The sequence below is a fragment of the Cysteiniphilum sp. genome (assembly GCF_057495195.1).
Genome location: NZ_JBXTEF010000005.1, coordinates 15288 through 41525, shown reverse-complemented (window position 1 = coordinate 41525; position 26238 = coordinate 15288). Strand labels below are relative to the sequence as shown.

Here is a 26238-nt window from a genome sequence, read left to right as displayed (position 1 = left end):
GCTACTTCTCCATCAACAAAGGATTAGGTAAATCAATGTAATGCGCATTTCTATCGGCAGATTTTAAAAATCGAGTCAATAGGTTCGCTTTGTATGGTAGGGATTTACTTGTTAATAATCGATCTAATTGCTGTTGCGTAAAGAGATCATTTGAGTGATGTCTTAACTTAAGAATTTGTTTATGCACAATTTGCCAAAGACTTTGTTCAAGGCTAAAACTATCACTGGCGATATAATGAATAGCACTCGCCAAATGATTAAATATAAGGCAATATGCAATCCGCCTAAAACTTTGCTCACCATCATAAAAAACATTCTCTGACATCAGTTCTTGAGGATTATTTCTCCAGTGATGCAAGCACAGCTTTGTTCCTTCTAAATCGCGAATATAAAGGTGCTCTAGCTCATGATTTTCATTTAAATGAACAATGATATTTTGCAAGTGTGGCTCAAAAACAATACCCTTATGACAAAAACTCTCCAATACAAAAGGAATTAATATTTGACAATATCTCACAAACCATTGTTGTGCCGTTACTGTATAATGCTGTTGTGTTTGTCTAGAGCGCTGTTGAAGTAATTGCTCGATAGTTGACTTAGTTGACACGTTCGCAGAAAAAAGTTTCAATGCAACATACGTGTTATGCTGCTGTTCAACTGGAATATTTTCACGCAGGATAACACCAAATATTTCTTTTAAATGAATATGCTCTGCCAAGTTACTTAGCGCCAATGTATAGGCATTTGGTTCATAGAGTAGAGTGACATTAGGATGCCCGTCTGTTAAGTTCCGCTGTTTAAGCAGCCTACTTAAGCTTACCGCACTTTCTAATTCATAAATCGCATTCTTTCTGAGGCAATTCGTCAATCTTATATGTAATGAAAACTTATACATATAATCATCACTGTTAGTAAATAACGTTCTTACTGAGGAAGTTGCCTGTGTTAGGTCTCCCATGATACCCACTGAGCTAATAGATAAATCTGCTAATAGCTTTTGATATTTTTTATCTGATAACAAATATGCTGCTTGCCATGGATGCAGTGGATAGTAAATAAAATCCTGATCACTTTTGAATAAAGGGGGTAATGCTGCTTGTGACGCATAGCTATGAATTAAGTGCTTTGGGACCTTAAAATAATGCAATCTAAACTTTGCAGAAATCTCTGGCGAGAGCTTACACATTAATAGACCATTAATACCATATCTTGCCTTAGGTGTTGGATGGAATTCATGCCCGAAAACAAGTTGTTGTTCGTTGTCAATAAAATGTGTCTGTATTGGAGAGTCATTGATACACGAAACAAAATACGCCATATTTTGTAAGCTATTTTTGGCTTGCAATAATAGCTCAATGTTTAATATAGAGGCTTGCTGTTGAGATAGGTGATGATTAATAAGCGAAAGCAAACTTAAATAATCGATTATATTTTCGTTACCTAAGTGATCAGTGGCTATAATCTGAGAATTAATGGTGAAAAACCCACTCAATGACGCTTTGGCAATACGCGCAGATAAGGTATAGGCACCCACAGGAAAATAAATGATCTGTTTATGGTGTTGATCTTTTTTTATTGTCAATTGATTTGCGGGTAATACAAACTCTCGAATATAGCAATTCAATAGTGCATTGCATGAGTGCCGATCTGCGATCTCATTTGCCCTATTTATTAAAGCTGAAGATTGTTGGCTTTCAAGCGAATCACTCATATCGCCTCCTTATGTTGTTGAGAAGATGAAATTGAATAAACCATGAGATAAAGTTGATAAATGGCGCATAACAGCAAAAGTGGCAATGCTGCAAGCATAAAAGGAGCTGATAAACCCCAAGCACTAAACATAACACCTGCTAAGACGCCTGCGACAACACCACCATACTTGTTAAAGCTATCAAGCCATGCAAAAACGCGTCCTTCTTTTTGAGCAAATGGCAGCTGAGCAGTCAGCTTGTTGAGACTGATATAAGCACAAGTCATGCTTATCCCCATAATCACTCTCAAGATAATTAAGAGCACAAAAGATGATGTGTATGCTTGGTAGATAAAGCTAATAGACAATGTAATCAATGAAATCATCAATAACTTTAAAGGATGCCTAAGATATAGCTGCAACCGTTGGCAAGGCAATAAAATAAGTAAATATACAGCATGAGGTATCGCAAAAATAATGCCTGCAACCGTCGTACTGTAAACATCAAAAACAGTATTTAGAAATAGTAGAAAATAAGGAAAAGTTGCTACAAGACTAAAACTTAATACAAATGTACCAAGCAATAACAATCCATAAGGCAGGCTCGCACCAATGTCAGATGATCTTTTATTGCCTGATCTTTTATTCACTACTTTATCTTTTTCACCTTTTTTATCTTTATCTAAATCCATAGATATGTTTTTTTCATCATTTTCCAGATAGATCATTATCAAGATACTAGAAAGAAAGGTTATCGTGCCCAGTAATGCATAAATACTAAAAACAGAATGAACATGAATCAGAAAGCCGATGACAATAGGCGCAATAAGAAATGCACAACGCGCTGACAGCTGCGTTAAATTTAGAATCTGTGGGAGTTTTTGCTGTGAAACTGTTTTAGCAAGATAGGCATTCGCTGCAGCAAGTGTGCCACCTAGTATTCCTTGCAAGCAGAGAGATACAATAAAAACAGCAAGATGTTGCGCCGAAAAAGCAGCAATAAAGAAGCTTATACTCAAACCTAACTGTGCACGCAAAATCGCTGACTTTTTATTCATTCTATCCGCAAGCTTACCCCACATAGGCGCGCTAATTGCTGTTAATAATGTTGGTAAGACATATAAAAAACCAATCAGCATTGATGGCTGCTGTTGAAAGCCTTGATGAAGAATCAAGCTAAAAAAGGGTGCAATACCAAGTGTGCTCACAGCAGAAATAAAATGGCATAATAACACCAAGCTAATATTGCGACTCTGACTATTCATGATCGATCACACACGGTTTTTGGTTTAGCTAGTAGCACACTCATAAAATTAGGTGCCCTATCACCATAAAACTTATTAATATCCCCTTGAGCACTCAGGTGCTTTGGCAAAAAAGTTCCAGCCGTATATAGATGCTTGATCGATATAAATTGAGACTCAATCAAGGTTTCCCTAATGCTATTTTGTACTGTGTGTGCGAGCCCTAAATCAGACATCGCCTGATCAAGGCTTTCTTGTAACACCCTATAAATATCAAGACGCTTAAGCAGGTTTTTTTGAATCAAGGGCTCTATAATGCACGCAATATTCAACTGCCAAATAATGGTATTAAACATGTTTAACGTCGCACTTTCATCATCATGTAATATACGCACATCCTGAATTCTTTGAAGGTGAGATTGTGCATTAGCAAATGTGTTTAATAAGCGGTTTTTATGAATTCTAGGAGCGTCATTATCTTTGAGTAATAACTGCATTTTTGCTGTGACTTTATCAATGACAATAATACTGTTTTGCTGATTTGCTTCTAAGGCAATACCATATTTAAAAGCAAGCTTTAAATGAACATGCAGCTGCAGCGCAAAGTACTGCTTGAGAAAACAAAGGAGGTTGCCGGCATAATAGTCGTGACAAAGTTGCTCAATGACTGATTGCGCACCTTTCTTAGCATTCAAACTAGCAACTGGAATAAAAAGATAACGACCATCTGAAAGTGTATTGGGATAAGTCCTGACAATAAACGCAACTTCGCGTAAATTGGCAACACACCCTCCAAATGACTCATCACATAATTGTAAATAGTCATTAAGTGTTGGATCTTGCATCACAATATCATTTAAAAGCGATTGAACAACAGCGCCATCATTAATCGTACTTGGTTTAATCAACCGGATATTTTTAGTACTCAGTGTGCGAATATTTAAAGGTAATTTAATATGAATATGCGGCCAATCGACTAGTGCGACCGTACGTACTGACAAAGTCGCGCGTACTTTAAGATAAGATGTCTCAATTTTTATGTAAGAGATATTATGCTGTGAAAGTATATTTTGCACAAAATCATAAGCAAAGGGGTGAACCGGAATAAATTGATGGGGTTCATCTCGCTGTAACGATAAACCAAATGTCGCTGCTGTCGGCCAGAATGACGATGCTTCTGTCGTTAACTGTACTTTTGATTTTTCAATAGCAAGCCATCTTAGCTCAAAGACTTGTGCATACTCTGGCGCATACTTGATTAAATCCTCTATTGAAAATCCAAGCTTAGCACGCGCTGTTGGATATAATGGGTGATCCATAAAAGACGCCAGATGATCATAATACGCTAGCGTATTTTCAAAATACGGTTGCGATTTAGCTGCTTTCTTTAATATTTGCGCATGCTGCAATACCGCGATTTTATACTCAGAAATTGCAAGATTTAAATCATAATGATCAGTCATTGAGTACTGAGCATAAAGTGCACGCATCAAGCCAATAATATTTGATTTAGTCGTGCGATCACCTTCATGCGTCCAGGTATAATGTTTGACTTTATAGTGCTGCAAAAATTGCGCTGTAGAAACAGCAAAACAATAGATTTTATTATTAAGCTCAATGGTTAATGTATTTGTATTAGATACCATCATCGGCTGTGCAAATGCACCAATTTGCTCGCGAATAAAACAATCCAATAAGCGGGTAATAATATACTGACGCGCATGTCGCCATTCTTTAAGCGAAATCAACTTCATTGATAACCTCCCAAAGTAGCAATGCTTTTGTGTTACTCATCATTTTTTTAAGCTGTGACTCTTGATTGCTCAATGCATATAAGATGCCTAAATAATCTTTGTTGGAATAATCACGCTGAACACTTTCACCTACCGTTTTTAATGCCGTGAAATTAAGATTCGATTGAGACATATTTTGAGGCGCTTTAATAATCTGACCATCACGCTCAGCCACAAGATAATGAATTGCTGCACAGCTAAAAGCAGGCTGATGATGCTTTAACTTCTCACCAAGATAAATGTCAATTAGATCATCAAAATATTGATCATCATATAGTTCATTGATAAGAAACTCCTTATGATCGCCAACTGAGCGATAATTAATCTCAATAATTTCTACCTTATCATTCTCATCAATCACAAATTCGGTGTGACATGCGCCAAATTGGACGTTAAGGACTTTAAGTATATGCAATAGTTGTAATTCAATAACTGAATCAAGCGTTGGTATCCATAAAGCATTGGTTTCAATAAAATAAGGTGGCGGGCTGATATGTGTCTTAAATCCACCCAGTGTTCGTATCGCATGACTATCACCTAATGTTTCAATGCTATAAACATCACCTTTTATATATTTCTCTAGCAACAAAGCAATTTGTTCAGATGACTGCATGAAATAATGATTACAGTACTTAAGCAGTTCATCCACATCATTTATCTTCCTAACACTCATGCTCGCAACACCCATGCATGGTTTAGCAATAAGCGGATACTGAAGATTATTTATGATGGTATTTAACTCTTGAAGATTGGTCAGTGTATATTGCCAAATAGTTGATAAGCCCAAATCAATCAGTTTAGAACGCATGAGCGATTTATTTTTACAGTACTGCGTTGTATGCCAATCTTTATGAGGCACCTTAAAAAATGCAGCCACAATGCTTGTTGCCGTTTGCAAATGATCACTATTACTAAAGATTGCACAAGGATATATCTGCTTGGCATGCAAAGTATTCATGATACTAATTGGGTTAAAGACATCACAGTCAATAACAGTATTGCCATTAAGTTGCGGATATAAAGACAAAATAGACTGCTCATGCTCCTTTGCATGATCTGTCAAGATAACAAAGGGTTGTTGGCGAGCAATGAGCTTAGGCACAATACCATCGCTAATCATCTTGGTAACAACATGACTGACGATAACAAAAACAGATGTATTTGGCATCATTATAATTGACTCCATCAAGTTAAAATTTTAGTTGAGCACCTAAAACAAATGCACGTCCAGGCGCAGGTGTTATACCGCCACTGACATCGACATTTCTAAAGTAATATTGTTCATTAAATAAATTATGTATTGAGAAGCTTATAGATAGCTCTGTATTGGTTGAAAGTTGAGTGGTTTTATTAACCGATACATTCCATAACCAGTAGGCTGGAATAGGTCCCTGTGTCCCATCACTTGTTTCTATAGGGGTGTTTTCTGGATCGCTAAATGCACTACTTAAGTAATATCCACTAATATTATAGTTCCAGCTATGATAGTTATAATTACTAATAATGCTAAATTGATTACGTGAGGTGTATGGCAGGCGATTACCGGCATTTTCCCCCTCTTGAATCTCAGCATCTAGATAAGTATAACCCAGTGTAAAGTCCAAACCTTTAATAAAGACAGGGCTATAAGTTAACTGTGTTTCAATACCTTGTTGAACACTTTTACCAACATTAGCCAGCTCAATTGAATTAATCTTTTCAATTTTGTTATCAAAATCAGTCCTAAATAACGTGATATTCGTATGTAGCTCTTTGGTAATTTGTGTGCGCGTACCAACTTCATAATTATTGGCTAACTCAGCGGTGAGACTACTACCATTACTATTGGCAACCTGCGTCATTTGTGGTGGTAGCAATGAGCGCTGGGCATTTGCAAACAGATAAATATTTTTATTGGCTTGAAAACCAATCGTTAACCCTGGTAGCAACTTAGTCATATTATTTGTTTTGTCATTCGTATGATTTAATTCATCCGTGAAATTTTGATATACCGATTCAACACGAACGCCTGGGGTGATTTGCAGTCGATCATTAATGAAATAAAAAGTATCACTTACATAGGCGGCAATTGCATTTGTATTAGATGACCACTGCCGTTTTGTTGTCGTTGCTCCTGAGCTAATCTCTTGGCTATAGACCGGATAGAAAATATCTTCATAAAGGTAACGTGCACCAATAATAAATTTTTGTTTAATATAACCATCCCAAATGAAATTATAACTTGGCTCAGTACCAAACGTTTGATAAGTACGAGGAGATTGATCCATGGCTGTTGGTATTTGTCCTGCATTAAGAGGACTTTGCCAAATAAAATTGCGTCTATTTTTATTATAATAATTCATCCAAGTAAATTGGCTGTTATTATCAAAATCATGTTGTAGCACGACAGATGCGCGATAGCTTTCTGATTGATATTGGTTATTAGGCGTTTGAGATTGACGCCAGTTATCGGCATATTGCTCTGGAGTCAATGCCCCTGGCAACTCCGCATCGGCATGATAGTATTGCAGACTTGATTTTACTTCTGTACTTTGTGTTGGCCAATAATCAAAGTTCACTAAGAAATTATCAACATTGGTATTAGAATGCTCTCTATCGCCACTTCCTCGCGTAAAATTTGCTTGGAATTGAGCGCCAAAGTTGTCACTTAAAAACCCTCCTGTTCGCAAATAGCTATTGGATAGTAGCTTACCGGTTGGTGCAGCTGTCGTTGTTTGACCAATAACGCTTTCATAATCTGTTGGAATCGGCTTAGTAATGATATTAATCACACCTCCAACGTTATTTGGACCATATTGCACAGCACCACCACCACGGACAATGTCGATTTTCTTAACCATATCTAAACTTACCGGAAATAATGATAGTCCTGTTGCACTATAAGGCCCCAAAGCCAATGGAATCCCATCGACTAGAACCTGCAAATCGACACTACGTAAAGGGTTTAAACCACGCACAGAGATATTAGGTAAAATGCCTGTACCCGCTGTTTCATCTTGGATACGAACACTTGGAATACTCATTAAAGCATTCTGAATATCGGTAGCGCCTGAGTTTTTTATGTCACTTTCAGTAACAATTGACCGAGCACCGGGGTAGGTCTTTACATCTTGCAAATCGCTTGATCCTAACCAGCTGCCTTCAACCACTAACGCATTAGTGTCGTTATTTGATGTACTTTGTTCAGCATAAGCACTGCTTGCAATCAAAAACGGCAATAGCGCCAAACGCTGTAATGGTTTACGCCAAATACATGGATGATTATCTCTCATTTTCCCCTCAGATTATGATAATGATTTTCATTTAAAACAAGATGGGAGTTTACCATACCTTTGCCATAAAGCAATTGATAATTGTTTTCATTTGTGTAAAATGCATTGAGCTTAAAGCTGATATTGAGGAAATAGCGGAAAAATGAATGTGTTTTATGAGCAAGTAGGTGCAGTTGGTATGATTTTAATCTTGTTTGGACTATTCGTTTTGACACTATTATTATTAAAATTCTATCAATTCTTACGTTTAGGGGTATGGAAAAAGCAATTGCTCTCTGATAATGAGCAAGTTTTAGATCAAAAACAATTTTCACATTTGTTAAATAAGCTTAAACACAGCAACCACCCAGCAGCCAAAACAATTTATCTATTACTACAGTTGAAGTATGTTGAAAATAAGCCGGAAGACTACGTGGAATCTAGTGTTCAGCGTATCGGCAATAAAAGCTTACAACAACTTGAGCAATATTTACGTCCTCTGGAGGTGCTATCACATTTGTCACCTTTAGTTGGACTATTGGGAACGGTCATTGGAATTATTATGGCATTCTCAGCGATTAAATCAGCAACCTATGTTGACCCCGGTCTTTTATCAAGCGGAATATCGCACGCACTCATCACAACAGCACTTGGCTTAAGTGTTGCCATTCCCGCACAAATTGGTTTTCATTATTTAGATAGCAAGGTCGATAAAGTGCGTCAAATGATGAGTGACTATGTTCAATGGTCAAACCACCTCATCATTCGCTAGTATCATATGATTGTTTTTGCAAAGCAGCGCCGAAAAAGTGCCATTAGTCTTGTACCAATGATTGATGTGCTTTTATGTTTGCTTATCTTTTTTATGCTAAGCTCGCAGTTTGTGCGCTACCAATCGATAAAACTTTCAGATAGTGCTCAAAATATCACAGCAGCTAGCAATGCATCTTCAGAACAGCCAATCATACTCACACTTAAAGATAACAAGCATATTTATTTTGAGCATCAACCTTATACATTAACTCAGCTCATCCCCATACTTCAAAAAAGTATAAAAGAGCCTCAAGTACTTCCCATCACCTTGACATTAACCGATCAAGTTAATATACAAGCCTTAGTCGATGTAATGGATGGTTTGAAACAGTCGGGGTTTAGCAAATTACAGTTGGAGTCAGTTAATGTTTAATCGCCCTCAAAAGCCAAAAAAAGAAGTTGAGTCTGTCTTCTCGTTGATTAATATTATATTTTTACTGATCGTCTTTTTCCTTGTTGCCGGACATATTGCTGCAGAACAGTTTAAGGTTAGCCCACCACTTTTAGATCAAGGTGAGGTGTTATCTAAAAAAAATTGTACGATATATGTCAAAAAAGAGGGCTTGTATTATCAAGACATATTGCTAAAAATCAGTAATACAGACTTAGCTAACTTATCTCATCACTGCAATGGAGAGATATTATTAGCTGCACAAAATCATGCAGAAGCATTACTGGTGGTAAATGCTTTATCACAGCTTAAATCGCATTTTAGCAATATCAAATTACTGGTGGCGCAGCGCTGAATATGAACATTAGACTCAAGTATATTTTAATCGTTTATTGTGGCTTACTGCTATGTTTTGTGATTGCAGTAATGCTTACTATGTCAATGCAAGCTAAAGCCACTCCCAAAGGTGGGACATTAGGCAATAACAAAGATTATACTATCACTTTATATGCCGCACCCAAAGCGACTACTAGGACGCAAGAAAAATTACAACAACAGAAAGAAGAAATCACAAAAAAACGCACACATCAAGATGTTGCTCCCATAAAAAACAGTCCGCAGACAAAGCTTGAGAAAGTTGTAGCACCTAAAGACAATGTCGCACTACAGAAGCAACCCTCTACTCAAAAACATGCCACAAAAACACCGATAATTAAAACATCAAAAGCCGATTTAGGCTCTATACATAAAGTGGAATCTCAAGAAATAAAAAAAGATATCAAATTAGTCAAGGGTGGCTCAAAGCAAGGCTTAAATGGTAATTTAGATGCCCCTATTAGCTATCAACAAGAGGTTTTGATGTATTTACAAAATTATCGATATTATCCGCCACTGGCATTAAGGCGTCATATCAGCGGTGTGGCAGAGGTGAAATTTTTGGTTAAATGTAATGGCGAATTAGAAAGTTACAAGATGATAAAAAGCACAGGTAATAATCTACTAGATAATGCTGTTGTGAAGATGATTAATGATGCTGGCGCATTTCCAAAAATGAAGGGGTGCAAGCAAAGTATTGCAATGACATTACCGATTGAGTTTAAAGTGGTATAAAAGGGGCGGATATGAACAATACATGGACAAGGTTAATATATAAAATACAACTCATTGTGTTAATCGTGCTAAGTGGCACACAAACATTAAGTGCACTGACTATAAATACAGCAATGGGTGCAGTGGATATCACACCATCTAAAACGCCAAAAGTAGTTACATTAGAGCACCGCTATACCGAGATGGTGTTAAGCTTAGGTGTTACACCTATTGGTGTGGCAGATATTAAAAGCTACCAAACCTTTGATGGTATTGATGGCATTAAACTATCTCACACACTAGATGTTGGCAGACGTGCCGCACCGAGCATTGAAGCGATTGCTCGCTTAAAGCCTAATTTAATTATTGGCGCTAAATTGCGCAACGCTAATACATATCCACTATTATCACGCATCGCACCCACACTGCTCTTTAGTTATATTGAACCTGCGCTTATAAATCCACAAGAGCAAGAGAAGCATAGAAAGCAAACAGATAAAGGCAAACAAACTTCCTTGACACAAATGTTTACTGAATTTAATCAAGTGGCAAAAGCCTTAAATAAAACTAAAGAAGCCCAACAAATAATACAGCAATACGAGCAAGTAATGGCTAAAGCCAAAGCTAAAATCAGTCAGTTAAAAGCAGATGGTAAGCTTAAAAATGATAGCATTGCTATTGCACAATTTCTGCCAGGAAGTCCTAAGATACGATTATTTACTGTTGATTCTGTTGCCATGGAGGCCTTACGTCAAATCGGGCTTAAGCCGGTATGGCAAGAGAAATCTGGAAGAATGGGTATGGGGTATTTAACCGTCAGCACAGATGTTTTGGCAAAACTTGGCAATTTCCACTTTTTTTATTTTAACGAACGCAGCGATGACAGCCAATTAAAAGCGACAACAAACTCGCCTATATGGCAAAGCTTTGTTTTTGTTAAAAAAGGAAATACGCATGAACTTGCAGTTAAAAGCTGGCCATGGGGAGGACCTTTGACATTAATGCAGTTTGTAGAGCAGATCGTGACCGCCTTAGAGTCTTCACATGATTAAGACTATCAAACTAAGACAGCCAATCATTGCTTTAATCACATCGGGATTATTGTTGATATTGGTACTTTATTATTTGAGACTAAGCTCTCAGCAAAGTCTTGAAATAATATATCAAAATATTATCACTTTACATTGGCAGGATGTATTGTTGTGGTATGGCGCCTTGCCTCGCTTGGTAGCTGCTATTATTGCAGGAAGCGCGTTAGCATTGGCAGGTTTTCTATTTCAAGAAGCCAGTCGAAATGTACTGGCCTCTCCTAACTTATTAGGTGTTGGCGCAGGCGCACATTTAGCATTGGTCATTGGTTTAAGTGCATTTCCAAGCTTTGTATCTGGGTATGGCGGGATATTATTCTCCTTGCTAGGTGCTTTTTTTGCTGCAGTTCTCGTATTTGGAATAACTTATAAAGAACCCAATCCCATACGAATTATTTTTGCAGGTGTTGCCATTTCTTTTTCATTAAGTGCACTGGCTGCAATTTTAAGTCTTTACTTTGAACAAAGCGTATCAGGTTTGTTTTTATGGGGCGCGGGTGACGTTGAGCAACAAGGTTGGCAAGATATTGCTGCCTTAAGTCTGCCCTTCATTATTGTATTGATCATAAGCTTATTATTCAGTCCAAAAATCAAAATATATGCACTAGGTGATGATCATGCAAAAAGCTTAGGCGTATCAATAATTTCATTACGCTGGGGAATGATCGCTCTAGGCGTTATTTTAACAGCAATCGCGGTAACACTCGTTGGACCAATCAGTTTTATTGGACTCTTTGTCCCAAATATACTACGCGTTTTGAAATGCCCAACAGGCAAACGATTTGTATTATTTTCGATGTTAGCTGGCGCTTTTGTCTTACTTGCCGCAGATAGTGTGACGCTGTATGTTGCCAATATGTTTTATATTAATTTACCGGTTGGTATATTAACGGCAATGTTAGGCGCGCCCATCCTACTTTGGGCTTTGTTGAGAATAAAACAATTTTCTTTGCAACAGAATGACCAAATTGTCATTAAAGGTTTGCATAGTAAATTGCCGATGAAATATTTTCTTGCCTTATCTTTTAGTCTTTTGCTATGTGCTTTTGTTTTTTACAGTGGCTCATCAACTATTAAGTCTGCTTTAGATGGTAGTTTATTTAACAGCAATAGCTTAGCTTATTTCTTATACACGGACATTACCCTGCCTCGCCTGATCGTTGCATTTATCGCCGGAGGCGCTTTAGCAGTTAGTGGCTTATTTTTCCAAGGTGTTATTCAAAATCCATTAGCATCTCCTGAAGTACTGGGTATTAGCCAAGGCAGCACCTTTAGTGCTTTGATATTGTTATTATTTTTCCCAAATGCAAGCTGGTGGGGAATCCAATTATCCGCTTTTATGGGCGGGATATTGGCATTTATACTTGTCATGCTTATTGCCAAAAAAATGCGATTTCAACCGCTGCAATTAGCGATGATTGGCGTTTGTTTGGGCGCGCTTTATGCCGCACTTAACACTGGGCTTTTAGCAATTTCCGGCATGCAGGCAGCTGAAGTGATTAGATGGCTAAGTGGCAGTGTTTATGGGCAAAGCTGGCAAACAGTATATCAATTAATCGCCATATTAATCGTAAGCTTACCATTGTGTTACCTTATTTCACCATGGATTACACTATTGGCATTTGGCTCAGATAAAGCTAAAACATTGGGTGGCAATGTCTATTTAATGCAAGTGTGCTTGTTATTACTTGCCACTTTGCAAACTTCTGCTGTTGTTGCCAGTATTGGCATGCTTGGATTTATCGGACTTATGGCACCCCACCTAGCACGAATGCTTGGTTATAACAATCCTCGTAACCTTGTTGTGATTAGTTTTTTCATTGGCGGATTATTGGCATTATTTTCTGATTGGTTAGCAAACTTACTTTTTGCACCTACCGAAATTCCAGCCGGACTCATTGCACCTATTATTGGCACCGTGTATTTGCTATGGTTACTCCTACGTCAGCGTTAATCATTTGCGATGTTTCGTTGCTTAGCAGTTTGTAATGAGTATAAAATCTAGAGTTATTCTTATCGTAAGCTTTTATCTACATTATGATGAAACAACACTGCCAGAGTATTATGCACGATGTCACAGAGATTTTTCTTAAGAAAAAACACTCTATCTATAAGATATTGCTCATTTACAGCAAGCGCATCGATAAATTATTGATAGAATATTTTCCGCAACAAATAGCCCATATTTCTCTGATTGCCATTGGTGGCTATGGTCGTCAGGATCGCGCATTATATTCAGATCTTGATTTATTGTTTTTATCAGAAGATGATCAATCACTAGAAAGTCCCAAACTGTTGGCATTTATTCAGGAATTACAAAGTTTGCCAATTAAAGTTGGCTATTCAACGCATAGCATTAACAGCATCATACAGTGCGCCAATGATGACATTAATTTACTTACTGCTATTTTGGATGCACGTTTTATCTGTGGCAATGAGAGACTATTTGACAGATTTAAGTCATTCGTTGAAAGCAAACAAAACCTTCCTGTTCATTGCGACTTTATTTATAGCAAATATGCTGAGCAAATTGATCGTGACAATAATTTCCCAATCAACCAACAGCCCGATCTTAAAAATACTGTTGGCAACTTGCGCTATTTGCAAAGTATTCATTGGCTGTTGATTTACCTTCATCCTAATGTAAATTTACATTACCTTGTTGAGCACCATTATATTACTGCAGATGAGCTAACGAGTTTAAGTCAGGCACATCGTTTGCTTTCTGCTATTCGCTTTTATTTGCATATTTTGTATCAGCGTGAGCAAAACGCATTGCTAATTGATAAACAACTTATAGTTGCTAATTTTTTTGGCTTCAAGCACAAGAAGCCACATAAAAACATTGAGCTATTTATGCAGCATTATTACAACAGTATTCGTCATATTAAGCTTATCAATCGTATTATTTTCCATGAGCTAATGGCATCACAAGTAACCAGCAATGAAACAGCACTTGCCGAAGGCTTTAGTATTTATGGTGGTATTTTAAAGCATACACAAAACGACTACCCTAACCATATAAATAACATTCTGATGCCTTTTAAATATTTTTGCCAACACAAAGAGATTAAAACACTTGATGCACATATCGTGCGTAATACACTGCAGCTACTTTCACAATCGGCTAAGAAAAACCTACTTTCCAACCAAACATTACAGCAACAATTTTTAGCGATTTTCACCTATCCATACAACATTAAAGGTGCGCTCAGTATTATGATGGATTTAGGGATTGTTGAAAAAATCATTCCAGAGTTTGCCATTAGCAAAGGACAGATGCAGTTTGATCTATATCATCAATACACTGTTGATCGCCATACAATTGAGGTTATCAGCAACCTGCGCAGCATGCGGACAGTTCATTTTGAACAAGACTTCCCATTAGCTTATCAGATGATGCTTGAGCATCCCGCGCAACGACTATTGTATATCGCCGCATTCTTTCATGATATTGGCAAAGGGTCCGGTGTCGATCATAGTAAATTCGGTGCGCGTCTTGTACAAAAATATGCTGAAACTTGGCATTTAAAACAAGATGAGATCCATTTGCTATCATGGTTGGTTAAACATCATTTGGCATTTTCGCGGATGGTCAAAAAAGAAGATATCTATGATAGTGCGACTATCACGCAATTTGCTGAATTTTGCCAAAGCCAATACTATCTGGATAGCTTGTTTCTTTTGACCATTGCTGATATTAAAGGCACTAACCCCACATTGTGGACACATTGGCAACAAACGATGTTTGAGCATCTGTATACACGCACTAGCGAGTTATTAAGCAAATCCGTCAACTTATCACTTAAAGAGCAAGTAAACGAAACGCAAAAGAAAGTTTTGGCACAGCTAGAGTGTACTGATCACAATAGAGTTAAAGCATTATGGCAATACCTACCTGCGCGTTACTTTACAGAACAGGCATTAGCCACCTTGATATGGCAAAACAACATACTCTATCAATATGTGATAGAGAACAACCAGTCTCTATCAATCCATACGCACTTTGATCACAGTTTGGATCAAACGCTATTACTTATTTTAGCTTCAGATAAAGAAATCAAACTGTCTGCACTCTGCTACTTGCTATACAAAGCGAGCATCAACATCACGGAAGCAAGTTTTTTCAAGCTCCCCGACAATAAAATGATTTATCAATTTAACGTCACTAATTTAAATCACCATCCATTGCAAAGCGAACAAGAGCTGCTATGGCTAGAGCAGCATTTAAAAGCACAGCTAACACATCAAAAAATTGATTATACACCGGCTAAATTAAATGCATTAGTCGATAAATCAACCACAAAGCGCCTTAAGAAAAACATTCAATGGCTCAGTCCTCGACATAAAAGCTATAGCAAAGTAATCGTAAAACACCCTGATCGACCAGGACTGTTAGCCGCCCTTTGTTATTTCTTTGAAACACACAATCTCCATATTATTCGTGCACGGATTCACACGTCAGGGTTCTCTATTGAAGATAGTTTTTATATTACAGATAGTAATGATCAACCGATCCTCAAACAAAGTAAGCGTCAATTACTGACACATAAATTTTTGAAATATCTAAAGACACTGGATGAGTAAATTACTCCATCCCACCCATGCTCACACAATGATAACCGGCATCAACATACACCACTTCACCAGTAATGCCGCTGGCAAGATCAGATGCTAAGAACGCCACGGTGTTGCCAACTTCAATAATATCAACATTACGCTTAAGCGGTGCCACTTGCGCATTGTAGTCAAGCATTTTTCTAAAGCTCTTAATCCCTGATGCTGCCAATGTGCGAATTGGTCCTGCTGAAACAGCATTGGCACGAATACCCTCAGCACCCAAAGATAATGCAGTATAGCGTACGGTTGCCTCAAGTGACGCTTTGGCAATCCCCATTGTGTTATAGCTTGGCATCGCGCGTTCAGCACCAAGATAAGTTAATGTCACTAGAGAGCCATTGCGATTTTGCATCATGTCACGTCCTGACTTTGCTAATGCTGCAAAGCTGTAAGCACTAATATCATGCGCAACTTTGAAGCCTTCGCGATTAACCGCTGAAATAAAATCACCCTCAAGCTGATCAGCTGGAGCATAAGCTACCGAGTGAATAATGCTATCTAAGCCATCCCATTTTTTGCCAAGCTCAACAAACACATTATCGATTTGCTCATCATTGGTAACATCACATTCAATCAATGCTGCAGGATTGTAGTGTGCAGTCAGCTTCTCAATACGCTCTTTAAAACGCTCATTTTGATAAGTAAATGCAAGCTCAGCGCCCTCACGATGCATAGCTTCCGCAACACCGTAGGCAATCGACTTATTACTTAAAAGCCCGACGATTAAAACTTTTTTACCTGTTAAAAAACCCATCATGTTTCCTTTTGTTTTAATGATATGCTTAATTGGCGCTTATTATGCAATAATTTCTTAAATTACGCAGCACCTAACATAGCATACTCGCACGTTTGTGTTACCATATTTCACTATCATTATGGAATACGATAATAAAAAATGAACAAAACAAGAAAAACCGTTCACCCGCGCTCACACACCGATGCAACAACTTATGGCAATGTTCACTTCGACCAATCACGTGCTACTTGGAATATTTTCAAAGTCATGTCAGAGCTCGTCGAAGGTTATGAACGCCTAGATGACATTCAACCAGCTGTGAGTATCTTTGGCTCAGCGCGTCTGCCAAGCAGCTCACCGCACTTTAAAGATGCCGAGGAAATTGCCCACAGATTATCTAATGAAGGCTTTAGCATCATTACTGGCGGCGGTCATGGCATTATGGCAGCAGGTAACATTGGCGCCTCAAAAGGCGAAGGCTTAAGTATTGGTTTAAATATTCATTTACCTTTTGAGCAAGTGCCAAACCAACATCAAGATATCTCTTTACACTATCGCTACTTCTTCACACGCAAAGCGATGTTTGTCAAACACTCAATGGCATATATTGGCATGCCAGGTGGTTTTGGTACATTAGATGAGCTTTTTGATATCGCTACTTTAGTGCAAACCAAGAAAAAACGTCATATGCCAATTATTCTCTTTAATACAAGCTTTTGGGGCGGACTGGTTGAGTGGATTAAGACGAAACTTGTTGCTGAAGGTGTTATTAGTGATGATGACACTGAACTTTTGATTATGACTGATTCCATCGATGAAGTTGTTGAGATTATCAGTGAACATCATAAGCATAATCAACGCCAAGATATCGACAAAAAGCCTGAGTTTATTTTTTAAAACTGAAAAAAACATGAGGTAATGAGCATGGATTACTTCCATCAAGCCGTGATCAATCTGTATCAAAATATTTATTACGTTATCAGCGCATTCACTGTCATCGTGCATCTTGTTTGCACATTAGCAGTCATTCGTGATTTAAATAACTTCACCAAACATAATGTTACGCCGCAAATGATGCCAGGCTTTGCTTGGACGATCACTGTCCTAATCAGTGGTGTTTGGGGAATTTTTATCTACTGGATTATGCATCATTCAAGTCTGTCGCGACGCTAGTAACAAAATAGAGCCCCCTCTATCTCAGCAACTTATTTTAAATCATCATAGATTGAGTTAGGTAATCTTAATGCAAAATTAGCCATGATAAAGCTCCTTGGTATCTAATATTATTTTCACAGCATGCCATCGGTTACTAGCTTATATTGATACTATTCCTTTGTCATTAAAACTATAAGTTGATGAGAGACTAAGGTACAATAACACTCGTCACATATCATCAAAAAGCAAAGGACGTAAGATGCAACATAACACTGAATTTCTTAAACTGGTCAATGATGCCAAAACACGCATCAAAGAGTGCGATGTTTTCCACATTAAACAGATGCTTGACAATAACACATTAGATGGTCTTCTTATTGATGTCCGTGAAGAGTCTGAATTTGCGCATTCGCATTTACCCAATGCTAATCATTTAAGCCGTGGCATTATTGAAGTTAAAATCGAACAACTCATTCCTAACAAAAATCAAAAGATGTACCTATATTGCGGTGGTGGCTTTCGCTCAGCATTAAGTGCCGATAACCTGCAAAAAATGGGGTATGACAATGTCATCTCAGTGGATGGTGGTTTTCGTGCATGGGTTAGCAATAGCTTCCCATTAAGTGTTGAGGATTAATGATGTTTCGTATTGGTCACGGCTATGATGTCCATCGCATTAGTAGCGATGATAAGCCATTAATGCTTGGAGGTATTGAGATTAACGCACCTTTTTCGCTTCAAGCCCACTCTGATGGTGATGTCATTTTACATGCCATTACCGACGCAATTCTTGGTGCTGGCGCCTTAGGTGATATTGGTCAGCATTTCCCTGACACTGATCCCAAACATAAAAATCAAGCAAGTAAAGATTTTTTAGTGCATGCGCAACAAGGCATCAAAGCACAGGGTTATCACATTGCCAATATTGACGTGACTGTGGTTACTCAAGTGCCAAAGCTTGCCCCTTATATTCTTGAAATGCGTCAATGTATTGCAACGCTGTTGCAGCTTACGCTAAATCAAGTTAACATCAAAGCAACTACGACTGAAAAACTTGGGTTTACCGGCAGAAAAGAAGGTATCGCCTGCCATGCGGTTACCCTTATTTATCAAAAATAGGAGCAAATATGCTTATTTCGTTAATTTTAGGTGTTATCGCCGCTTTTATCATCGGACTTGCTATTGGCTTAAGCATGCGCAAAAGTAGCAAAAACCTTAGCAATGAATTAGATGAAACTAAGACGTTGTTAACACACTATCAAAATACCATTAATGAACATGTACATAAAACACATGAGATCATGGAAAACATCTATCAGCAATTTTCTGAGCTGCAGAAACATTCGCAAGAATACAGTGTTAAGCTGAATCTTGACCCATCAAGACAGTCTTTATTGCAGCCTAAAGCCTATCGCGATAAAGAAAAAACTCATCAGCTCAATAATGAACCCCAATACCCCAAAGACTATGCTGCTGAGTCTGAAGGTAAAGAAAAGCAATGAGTCAACCTATTGGCACCCTCAAAACATATCATGAAGACTTCTTGGTTGAAGAAATCTTTGATTTTGATTTAACCGGTGAAGGCGAGCATATTTGGCTCTTTATCGAAAAAAATGGTTTAAATACCAAAGACATTATCCGTGCATTATCTCGATATACCGGTCTTAAGCAGCGCGATATTGGCTACAGTGGTTTGAAAGATAAACACGCGATTACTCGCCAGTGGTTCTCGCTATATTATCCAGGAAGAGCTGATATCGATTTTAGTGATTTTGACGTCGACAATTGCAATATTCTACGCATCAGTCGCCACAATAAAAAGCTTAAAATTGGCAGCCACAAAGCCAATCGCTTTACCCTTGTATTGCGTGATTTAACATTACCTTTTGCAAAAATAGAGCCAAAGATTAAACATATTATGCAAAATGGCTTTATAAACCTTTTTGGTGAGCAGCGTTTTGGTCATGATAATCTACAACAGGCACATGATGTTATTGACGGTAAAATCAATCTTAATCCAAAAGATCATGGCTTTTTATTATCTGTTGTGCGCAGCTTTTTATTTAATGCTTATGTTCAGTTTCGCCAACAAAATCACACAGATCAAATAGCATTAATCGGTGATATTGTCGGCTTTAGTGATGGCAATAGCGTCTTTCAAGTCACTGCGGAAAATCAAGACGAAATCCAACAGCGTATTGACTCCAAAGCGTTAAGCATTGCCGCACCATTGATTGGTAAACAGCAAAAGTTATTCTTCAATGCTGAGGCATTGAGCCAATATGAACAGTTTACGCAAACTCATGGCAAGTTTATTGAGCATTTAACAACGCATTGCGAGATGCAATTTCGCAGCATCTATGCATATCCTGATGATCTTAAGTATGATTATAACGAATCAAATAATACGTTAATGCTTACTTTTAGCTTAGGAACAGGCGCATACGCAATCTCATTAGTTCAGGCATTAGACATAGCAACGCGCTTTTGCAATCACACCGAAATTGATTGAGAAAACGTTACATTTTGATTTAAATTCATTAGGGGCTCAACTTGCACGAAAGGATTATCAATTGAATGAAAGATACCAATGAGACGCTAAATGCATCAGCTAAGGAAGTACAAGATCACTTACGGGGTAAGCCTAACTCCCCTCGGGAAAATGAGTTTATCCAGAAATTGCGCAACATTGGAATTTCAACATAGGTCATTGAGATGAATACTCTTACTACTCAAGAATTACCGGAATACACTACATTCCTCAAGCAAGCAACAACTGAGATACATAAGTCATGTATACGGACAGTGAGATCAGTGAATAAAGAAGTAACTTCCCTTTATTGGTGGCTAGGCGAGCACATTGTTCAATATCAAGATCAATATGGGTGGGGAAAATCGGTTGTAGAACGTCTATCCAAAGACTTGAAACAGAAATTTCCAAGCGCAAAATTTGGTTTTTCACCCCAAAACTTATGGTATATGAGGCAATTTTATCTTGAATATAATGGCAAACCAGAACTCCAACAGTTTGTTGGAGAAATTCCATGGGGGCAAAATTTACTCATCATGAGCAAGGTAAAAGAGGATAACAAAAAGCTGTATTACCTTAAGTCAACTAAAGATTTTGCTTGGACACGCGATACACTACGTGACCAAATAAATTCAAATGCGTACGAGCGACACCACTTGGCGACTAAACATCATAATTTTGACAGTACGCTCCCAAAGATGCTTGCAGAGCAGGCAGATCAATCTATGAAAGACGTTTACATGTTTGACATGTTGGGCATTGCTGAACCAGTTATTGAAACTGAAATTGAGCGCCGCATGGTTGAAAAAATTAAAGATGTCATCATGGAATTAGGCTATGGATTTAGCTTTATTGGCAATCAATATCGTATTGTAACACCTGACTCAGAGTATTTTATTGATCTATTGTTTTACCACAGAAAACTACAAGCATTAGTAGCTTTGGAGCTAAAAAGAACTCGCTTTAAACCAGAACATGCAGGCAAAATGAATTTTTACTTAAACCTTTTGGATGAGTTCGTTAAAGAGCCTAATGAAAATCCATCTATTGGCATTATTTTATGTAGTGAACACAGTAAATTTGACGTTGAATATGCTTTAAGAGGGATCGATAAACCGGTTGGTGTTGCAGGTTATCAATTAACCCGTGACATACCTGAAAAACTAAGAGATGCTTTGCCCGATGCCAGTCAATTAGAGGAAAAGATTCAATTTGAACTTGGTTTGGATAATCAAGAAAAAACAGATAACAGTTAGGTTGGAGGCATATATGAAGCCACTAAGACACTTGTCAATATTAATAATTTTCCTTCCATTAACGGTGTGGGCAAACAACAGCTCTGTTAACCTTAAGATGATACAAATTTTTTGAGCTATAAAAGCGAAGTGCTACAACTAGATTAACTAAACAAGGAAAATAGTTATGAACAACCAGTTGATTATAATTATTGGCGGCGGCATCTCAGGGGTAAGCTTTGCACACTTTGCAGCGCTTAAAGGATATAAGAGTATTATCCTTGAGCAAAGTAACAAGCTTGGTGGCTGCATTGAAACCTACCACAGCCCCAAAACACGTGATTTTTGGCTTGAACTAGGTGCGCATACCATTTACAACTCTTATCAACATTTAATTAGTTTGTGTCGTGATAGCGGACTTTTGAATCAGTTGCAAAAACGTGAAAAACACCCCTTTAAACTACTAACAGCACAAAATAAAATCGCGAGTGTTGTCAGTAAGCTTAATCCAATTCGCGCAGGTATTGGCTTGCCGCTATTTAAATTTAGCCATGCTAATAATCGCACCGTTGAAGAATATTTCAGCTTTGTCTTCGGATCTCAAAATTATCAAAAAACACTACGTTATTGCTTTGATGCCGTACTTTGTCAAGATAGCCAACATTTCCCGGCTGACTTTCTTTTTAAAACACGTGCTAAAGATAAAAGCTTACCACGCAGTTTTACTTTTGAGCACGGCATGTCAAGCCTATTTAGAGATATAGCTAACCCAAATACAACGATCAATCTAAATACTCAAGTCATGAGCGTTGAGCAGCAGAACAAACAGTGGCATATCACCACAGATAATGGTGTATTCACAGCAGATAAGCTGGTTTTAGCAACACCGTGGCATGTTTGCTATCGATTGCTTGCACAAATTAATCATCCACTTGTTCATCTTCAGCATCAACCTGATATTTCTAAGCTCATAACAGTCGCTTTAGTTTTTAATAAAGACAAGATCAAACATATTAAGCCAATCAATGGCTTAATTGGTGTCAAACAAGACTTCTTTTCGATGGTGACACGTGACACGCTAACACATGAGAGATATCGTGGCATGACAGTGCATTTTAAAAATACAGACACTCCTTATCAACACTTAGTTGATGGATTTTTATCGAAACTCAACATCCCAAAAGACGCATTAATTGATCTAAAACATAAAAAAAATAGCGTGCCATGTTATCAATCACAGCACCAACAGTTTATTGATGAAATTAATAATGAGCTGACCAAAGATAAAACTTTAGCATTAACGGGCAACTACTTTACGCGCTTAGCCGTTGAGGACTGTGTTAAACGCTCTTTTGAAGAGGCAAAAAGACTTCTTAATTAAACACGCTCTATTTTAAGACATATTTTTAAGTGCTTTAACCCACGGATGACACGCGCCAAATGCACACGGTCTTTGACCTCAACCATCGTTTGCACGATACCATATTGCGAATCAGACTCCAGAATATTGAAACTTAAAATTTGTGCATCATGACGTGATATATTAGCAGTGACTTTGGCAATTGCACCTTGTACATTTTGCAAACTCACACGCAACTTTACCGGATAATAACCTGTGCAGTTTTTTACCCATTGTGTTTCAATAATTTCATGTGTTTTTTTAAGTTTTAATAACTCATTACATTTAATGCGATGAATCATTAGTCCTTTGTCAGAGATCAATACACCTGTAATTGGATCATCAGGAATTGGTGTGCAACAGCTTGCTAATTGGCGCAAATAACTATCATCAATTAATAATTTGCGTTGTGAGTCATAACCATCACTTTCAAGTTGTTGTTTTTGCTCAACAAAGTGTACAAACGTATTCGCTGAAAAATTCGCCTGCCCAATAGCGGCATGTAACTCGGCAATAGTAGGGAAATTAAATTCAACTAATACCTCTTGTAATAATTCCGCTGAAATAGTCGAAAAATCCATATGATTTTTTAGTAGCGCTTGTGTGAGAATCTGCTGCCCAATATGCACAAATTCTTCATGCTCATGGCGCTTTAAAGCATGTTTTATCGCGTGTTTGGCACGCGCTGTTTTAATAAACTCAAGCCATGCGGGATTTGGGTGGGCATTAGGCGAGGTAATGATCTCAACAGTATCGCCATGGGTTAATATATAACTCAATGGTGTGATCCTACGATTGACCTTAGCGGCAATACAGTGATTACCAATATAGGTATGAATGTGATAAGCAAAGTCAACGCACGTCGCACTTTTGGGTAACTCAATAATCTCACCATTTGGTGTGAACACATAAACTTCATCGGGAAATAAATCAAGCTTAACACTTTCAACAAAATCGGTTGATTTGGTGACGTGTTGTTGCAAATCAGAAAGTTTTTCTAGCCATTTCTGAGCATTATCATGACTTAATGACTTTGCCTTATAAATCCAATGTGCGGCAACCCCCTTCTCTGCCGTATCATCCATCATCTTGGTTTTTATCTGCACTTCGATTGGCACACCATAAGGACCAAAAACTGTAGTATGCAATGACTGATAACCATTGGCTTTTGGTGTCGCAATATAATCTTTAAAACGCCCTGGAATTGGACGAAAGATCTCATGAATCGCACCTAAAATCATATAACACTCACGACGCGTTGGTGCGATGACCTTATAAGCATAGATATCCATAATTTCAGAGAATGACATCTCTTTATCACGCATTTTGCGATAAATACTATATAAACGTTTCTTGCGCCCAGAAACCAACTGTTCACTTTCTAACAGCTCAGCCAAGTGGTGTTGTAATCGCTCCATAATCTTACGAAACAAGCGATCACGATGCTTTTGTGCATGTAATACTTTTGTTTTAAGCGTTTTATAGCGATAAGGATACATTGCCTCAAAAGCTAACTCTTCAAAGGAATTCTTAATATGATGCATCCCCAACCTGTGCGCAATAGGGGCATAAATCTCCAAAGTCTCTAATGCAATCCGTCGACGCTTATCTGGGCGAAGTGGCGCAAGGGTTGTCATATTATGTAGTCGATCAGCCAGCTTAATCAAAATAACACGAATATCCTGCACCATTGCCAAAACCATTTTACGGAAATTTTCAGCTTGCAACTCTGCCTTTGAATGTGTTTCTATCTTACTTAACTTGGTAACACCTTCAACTAATTGCGCTGTTTTTTCACCATAACGTTTGGCAATCATTTCTGACGAGATTTCAGTATCTTCAATCGTGTCATGCAACAGGGCAGCAATCACCGTTTCACAATCTAGGCGCATGCCTGCCAATACACAAGCAACTGCCACTGGATGGGTAAAATAAGGCTCACCAGAGCTTCTAACCTGCAGCTCATGCGCATCAGCACCAAATAAAAAAGCATCTGCCACTAATGCGCGTTGCTCATCATTTAGATAACTAAAAATAATTTTATTTAACTTATAAAATAAAAACATCTGATATAAGCGCAGCTTAATAATGCTTTTCAGTATAACTGATAATTCACCCAAAGCCCTACTACTGCTGTGGCAAAACTAGTCAATTTCAATTTAAATGCATAAATTTCTGGTAAAACTTATTTATTTGTTTAGAATTATCCAGTTTTTAGATGCATATAAATATTTTAAGTCTATACTTTTTGCGAGGACTAAAAGCATTTTAAGCTTGGGGTTGTGCATTTGCTTTGCAAAGGGTTGGTATAGGTTTAATCAGCTTTGGAAGATAAAGCTATATAATAAGGAGTAACTTTAACATGTTAATTTTAACAAGAAAAATTGGCGAGACTGTCATGATTGGGGACGAAGTAACAGTCACTGTTTTGGGCGTCAAAGGAAATCAAGTTCGTCTAGGCATAAACGCACCTAAAGAGGTGTCAGTACATCGTGAAGAAATCTTTGTGCGCATTAAAGGTGAGCACTCATTAGGTGATATGGAATAACATACCGCCATAAGCATAGTTCATATTGAGTAACAAACTATTATCAAAATGATTTATATCATTTGCGTACGATAGCAATCTGACTCATCCTATTGCCTCTCATCCTTATAATGGTTCACAAACAGTACAGACCTGTACTCCACAATTCAGCCGTAAATCTTTTGCAGCACTTATGCTTTATAGCTACACTGGTGAGGTATCATCAAAAGAAGGAGTGAGTTATGCAAAAGAAACTTTATATTCTTGCAGCCGGAATACTATTGTTAGCAGGTTGTGCACAATTTAGCAGTCAACACAAAGAGTCAACTACCACAGCACCGACAGAACAAGCTATTAAAGACAATACATCTTCAACAGTAAGCAATAATGACAAAACCACAACAGACAAGGCGTCTACCGACAATAACACAACCAAAATCGTTGAGGCAGTCGGTGCACCTGAAACAAAAACTCAAGAAATTTCAGCAATTGCTAACGCTGTAGATAATCATCAACCAGTAACTTATAAAGTCGAGATTGGCGATAGCTTATATAGCATTGCACGCAAGAATAATATCAGTATGACCTGTCTTTCTAAAGCCAATAAAATCACTGATCCAAATCGCTTAGCAGCAGGACAAACCCTCATCATTCCTAAACCTGCTGACTGCTAAACT

23 protein-coding genes and 1 pseudogene are annotated in these 26238 nt (G+C 37.8%); 17 read left to right on the top strand and 7 right to left on the bottom strand.

Annotated elements, in window-relative coordinates; all coding sequences use genetic code 11:
• Position 1 precedes the first annotated feature (1 nt).
• The 5 genes from ACY10D_RS00455 to ACY10D_RS00435 are packed head-to-tail and all read right to left on the bottom strand — an operon-like array spanning position 2 to position 7999.
• Entirely contained in the window at positions 2–1711 is a 1710-nt protein-coding gene (locus ACY10D_RS00455; RefSeq protein WP_486998847.1) for an IucA/IucC family protein, read from the bottom strand.
• Positions 1708–2955: an MFS transporter gene (locus tag ACY10D_RS00450; RefSeq protein WP_486998846.1), complete on the bottom strand. Its 1248-nt coding sequence runs from the start codon at positions 2953–2955 to the stop codon at positions 1708–1710. Before ACY10D_RS00450 ends, ACY10D_RS00455 begins: the two co-directional genes overlap by 4 nt.
• Complete coding sequence (locus tag ACY10D_RS00445) at positions 2952–4688, bottom strand: IucA/IucC family protein (protein ID WP_486998845.1); 1737 nt, start codon at positions 4686–4688, stop codon at positions 2952–2954. Before ACY10D_RS00445 ends, ACY10D_RS00450 begins: the two co-directional genes overlap by 4 nt.
• The gene (locus tag ACY10D_RS00440) at positions 4669–5898 is read right to left on the bottom strand and encodes an ATP-grasp domain-containing protein (protein WP_486998844.1); all 1230 of its coding nucleotides are present in this window, start codon (positions 5896–5898) and stop codon (positions 4669–4671) included. Before ACY10D_RS00440 ends, ACY10D_RS00445 begins: the two co-directional genes overlap by 20 nt.
• A 19-nt stretch (positions 5899–5917) precedes the next feature.
• Complete coding sequence (locus ACY10D_RS00435; RefSeq protein ID WP_486998843.1) at positions 5918–7999, bottom strand: TonB-dependent receptor family protein; 2082 nt, start codon at positions 7997–7999, stop codon at positions 5918–5920.
• 142 nt (positions 8000–8141) lie between these two features.
• Here ACY10D_RS00435 and ACY10D_RS00430 point away from each other — a divergent pair, with 142 nt between their 5' ends.
• The 7 genes from ACY10D_RS00430 (at position 8142) to glnD (ending at position 15946) form a co-directional block, all read left to right on the top strand.
• Positions 8142–8750, top strand: coding sequence for a MotA/TolQ/ExbB proton channel family protein (locus ACY10D_RS00430; RefSeq protein WP_486998842.1), 609 nt, complete (start codon positions 8142–8144; stop codon positions 8748–8750).
• A gap of 6 nt (positions 8751–8756) precedes the next feature.
• A complete protein-coding gene (locus ACY10D_RS00425) occupies positions 8757–9164 on the top strand; it encodes an ExbD/TolR family protein (RefSeq protein ID WP_486998841.1) in 408 nt (135 codons plus the stop codon).
• A complete protein-coding gene (locus tag ACY10D_RS00420) occupies positions 9157–9537 on the top strand; it encodes an ExbD/TolR family protein (protein ID WP_486998840.1) in 381 nt (126 codons plus the stop codon). The genes ACY10D_RS00425 and ACY10D_RS00420 overlap by 8 nt, the downstream gene beginning before the upstream one ends.
• Positions 9538–9539: 2 nt before the next feature.
• Positions 9540–10292 (top strand): energy transducer TonB, encoded by a 753-nt coding sequence (locus ACY10D_RS00415; protein WP_486998839.1) that lies wholly within the window; start codon positions 9540–9542, stop codon positions 10290–10292.
• 11 nt (positions 10293–10303) lie between these two features.
• Positions 10304–11323 (top strand): ABC transporter substrate-binding protein, encoded by a 1020-nt coding sequence (locus ACY10D_RS00410; protein WP_486998838.1) that lies wholly within the window; start codon positions 10304–10306, stop codon positions 11321–11323.
• Positions 11316–13313 carry an iron ABC transporter permease gene (locus tag ACY10D_RS00405; RefSeq protein WP_486998837.1) on the top strand — a complete coding sequence of 666 codons (1998 nt, stop codon included), beginning with the start codon at positions 11316–11318 and terminating at the stop codon, positions 13311–13313. The genes ACY10D_RS00410 and ACY10D_RS00405 overlap by 8 nt, the downstream gene beginning before the upstream one ends.
• A gap of 83 nt (positions 13314–13396) precedes the next feature.
• Positions 13397–15946 (top strand): [protein-PII] uridylyltransferase, encoded by a 2550-nt coding sequence (gene glnD / locus ACY10D_RS00400; protein WP_486998836.1) that lies wholly within the window; start codon positions 13397–13399, stop codon positions 15944–15946.
• A gap of 1 nt (position 15947) precedes the next feature.
• Here glnD and ACY10D_RS00395 read toward each other — a convergent pair whose 3' ends face one another.
• Complete coding sequence (locus ACY10D_RS00395) at positions 15948–16733, bottom strand: enoyl-ACP reductase FabI (protein WP_486998835.1); 786 nt, start codon at positions 16731–16733, stop codon at positions 15948–15950.
• 249 nt (positions 16734–16982) lie between these two features.
• Here ACY10D_RS00395 and ACY10D_RS00390 point away from each other — a divergent pair, with 249 nt between their 5' ends.
• The 8 genes and pseudogenes from ACY10D_RS00390 (at position 16983) to ACY10D_RS00355 (ending at position 23016) form a co-directional block, all read left to right on the top strand.
• A complete protein-coding gene (locus ACY10D_RS00390; RefSeq protein WP_486998871.1) occupies positions 16983–17612 on the top strand; it encodes an LOG family protein in 630 nt (209 codons plus the stop codon).
• A 27-nt stretch (positions 17613–17639) separates the two neighbouring features.
• Positions 17640–17888, top strand: a complete 249-nt coding sequence (locus tag ACY10D_RS00385) for a hypothetical protein (protein WP_192483440.1) — start codon at positions 17640–17642, stop codon at positions 17886–17888.
• Between the two features lie 241 nt (positions 17889–18129).
• Positions 18130–18489, top strand: a pseudogene (locus tag ACY10D_RS00380) (rhodanese-like domain-containing protein); the annotation flags it as partial.
• Positions 18490–18506: 17 nt separating this feature from the next.
• Entirely contained in the window at positions 18507–18989 is a 483-nt protein-coding gene (gene ispF / locus ACY10D_RS00375) for a 2-C-methyl-D-erythritol 2,4-cyclodiphosphate synthase (RefSeq protein WP_486998834.1), read from the top strand.
• A gap of 8 nt (positions 18990–18997) precedes the next feature.
• A complete protein-coding gene (locus ACY10D_RS00370) occupies positions 18998–19372 on the top strand; it encodes a ZapG family protein (protein ID WP_486998833.1) in 375 nt (124 codons plus the stop codon).
• Positions 19369–20382, top strand: coding sequence for a tRNA pseudouridine(13) synthase TruD (gene truD / locus ACY10D_RS00365; protein WP_486998832.1), 1014 nt, complete (start codon positions 19369–19371; stop codon positions 20380–20382). Before ACY10D_RS00370 ends, truD begins: the two co-directional genes overlap by 4 nt.
• A 203-nt stretch (positions 20383–20585) precedes the next feature.
• Positions 20586–21656, top strand: a complete 1071-nt coding sequence (locus ACY10D_RS00360; protein ID WP_486998831.1) for a PDDEXK nuclease domain-containing protein — start codon at positions 20586–20588, stop codon at positions 21654–21656.
• 166 nt (positions 21657–21822) lie between these two features.
• A complete protein-coding gene (locus tag ACY10D_RS00355) occupies positions 21823–23016 on the top strand; it encodes a protoporphyrinogen/coproporphyrinogen oxidase (RefSeq protein WP_486998830.1) in 1194 nt (397 codons plus the stop codon).
• Here ACY10D_RS00355 and ACY10D_RS00350 read toward each other — a convergent pair.
• A complete protein-coding gene (locus ACY10D_RS00350; protein ID WP_486998829.1) occupies positions 23013–25154 on the bottom strand; it encodes a RelA/SpoT family protein in 2142 nt (713 codons plus the stop codon). The genes ACY10D_RS00355 and ACY10D_RS00350 overlap by 4 nt on opposite strands.
• A gap of 242 nt (positions 25155–25396) precedes the next feature.
• Here ACY10D_RS00350 and csrA point away from each other — a divergent pair, with 242 nt between their 5' ends.
• Positions 25397–25582 (top strand): carbon storage regulator CsrA, encoded by a 186-nt coding sequence (gene csrA / locus ACY10D_RS00345; protein WP_117001530.1) that lies wholly within the window; start codon positions 25397–25399, stop codon positions 25580–25582.
• Positions 25583–25803: 221 nt separating this feature from the next.
• Positions 25804–26235: a LysM peptidoglycan-binding domain-containing protein gene (locus tag ACY10D_RS00340; protein ID WP_486998828.1), complete on the top strand. Its 432-nt coding sequence runs from the start codon at positions 25804–25806 to the stop codon at positions 26233–26235.
• Positions 26236–26238: the final 3 nt, after the last annotated feature.

What these genes read in the sequence shown, in the direction of transcription:
- ACY10D_RS00455 (WP_486998847.1), bottom strand. Translation starts at nt 1,711, where the DNA reads ATGAGTGATTCGCTTGAAAGCCAACAATCTTCAGCTTTAATAAATAGG.
- ACY10D_RS00450 (WP_486998846.1), bottom strand. Translation starts at nt 2,955, where the DNA reads ATGAATAGTCAGAGTCGCAATATTAGCTTGGTGTTATTATGCCATTTT.
- ACY10D_RS00445 (WP_486998845.1), bottom strand. Translation starts at nt 4,688, where the DNA reads ATGAAGTTGATTTCGCTTAAAGAATGGCGACATGCGCGTCAGTATATT.
- ACY10D_RS00440 (WP_486998844.1), bottom strand. Translation starts at nt 5,898, where the DNA reads ATGATGCCAAATACATCTGTTTTTGTTATCGTCAGTCATGTTGTTACC.
- ACY10D_RS00435 (WP_486998843.1), bottom strand. Translation starts at nt 7,999, where the DNA reads ATGAGAGATAATCATCCATGTATTTGGCGTAAACCATTACAGCGTTTG.
- ACY10D_RS00430 (WP_486998842.1), top strand. Translation starts at nt 8,142, where the DNA reads ATGAATGTGTTTTATGAGCAAGTAGGTGCAGTTGGTATGATTTTAATC.
- ACY10D_RS00425 (WP_486998841.1), top strand. Translation starts at nt 8,757, where the DNA reads ATGATTGTTTTTGCAAAGCAGCGCCGAAAAAGTGCCATTAGTCTTGTA.
- ACY10D_RS00420 (WP_486998840.1), top strand. Translation starts at nt 9,157, where the DNA reads ATGTTTAATCGCCCTCAAAAGCCAAAAAAAGAAGTTGAGTCTGTCTTC.
- ACY10D_RS00415 (WP_486998839.1), top strand. Translation starts at nt 9,540, where the DNA reads ATGAACATTAGACTCAAGTATATTTTAATCGTTTATTGTGGCTTACTG.
- ACY10D_RS00410 (WP_486998838.1), top strand. Translation starts at nt 10,304, where the DNA reads ATGAACAATACATGGACAAGGTTAATATATAAAATACAACTCATTGTG.
- ACY10D_RS00405 (WP_486998837.1), top strand. Translation starts at nt 11,316, where the DNA reads ATGATTAAGACTATCAAACTAAGACAGCCAATCATTGCTTTAATCACA.
- glnD (WP_486998836.1), top strand. Translation starts at nt 13,397, where the DNA reads ATGATGAAACAACACTGCCAGAGTATTATGCACGATGTCACAGAGATT.
- ACY10D_RS00395 (WP_486998835.1), bottom strand. Translation starts at nt 16,733, where the DNA reads ATGGGTTTTTTAACAGGTAAAAAAGTTTTAATCGTCGGGCTTTTAAGT.
- ACY10D_RS00390 (WP_486998871.1), top strand. Translation starts at nt 16,983, where the DNA reads ATGTCAGAGCTCGTCGAAGGTTATGAACGCCTAGATGACATTCAACCA.
- ACY10D_RS00385 (WP_192483440.1), top strand. Translation starts at nt 17,640, where the DNA reads ATGGATTACTTCCATCAAGCCGTGATCAATCTGTATCAAAATATTTAT.
- ispF (WP_486998834.1), top strand. Translation starts at nt 18,507, where the DNA reads ATGATGTTTCGTATTGGTCACGGCTATGATGTCCATCGCATTAGTAGC.
- ACY10D_RS00370 (WP_486998833.1), top strand. Translation starts at nt 18,998, where the DNA reads ATGCTTATTTCGTTAATTTTAGGTGTTATCGCCGCTTTTATCATCGGA.
- truD (WP_486998832.1), top strand. Translation starts at nt 19,369, where the DNA reads ATGAGTCAACCTATTGGCACCCTCAAAACATATCATGAAGACTTCTTG.
- ACY10D_RS00360 (WP_486998831.1), top strand. Translation starts at nt 20,586, where the DNA reads ATGAATACTCTTACTACTCAAGAATTACCGGAATACACTACATTCCTC.
- ACY10D_RS00355 (WP_486998830.1), top strand. Translation starts at nt 21,823, where the DNA reads ATGAACAACCAGTTGATTATAATTATTGGCGGCGGCATCTCAGGGGTA.
- csrA (WP_117001530.1), top strand. Translation starts at nt 25,397, where the DNA reads ATGTTAATTTTAACAAGAAAAATTGGCGAGACTGTCATGATTGGGGAC.
- ACY10D_RS00340 (WP_486998828.1), top strand. Translation starts at nt 25,804, where the DNA reads ATGCAAAAGAAACTTTATATTCTTGCAGCCGGAATACTATTGTTAGCA.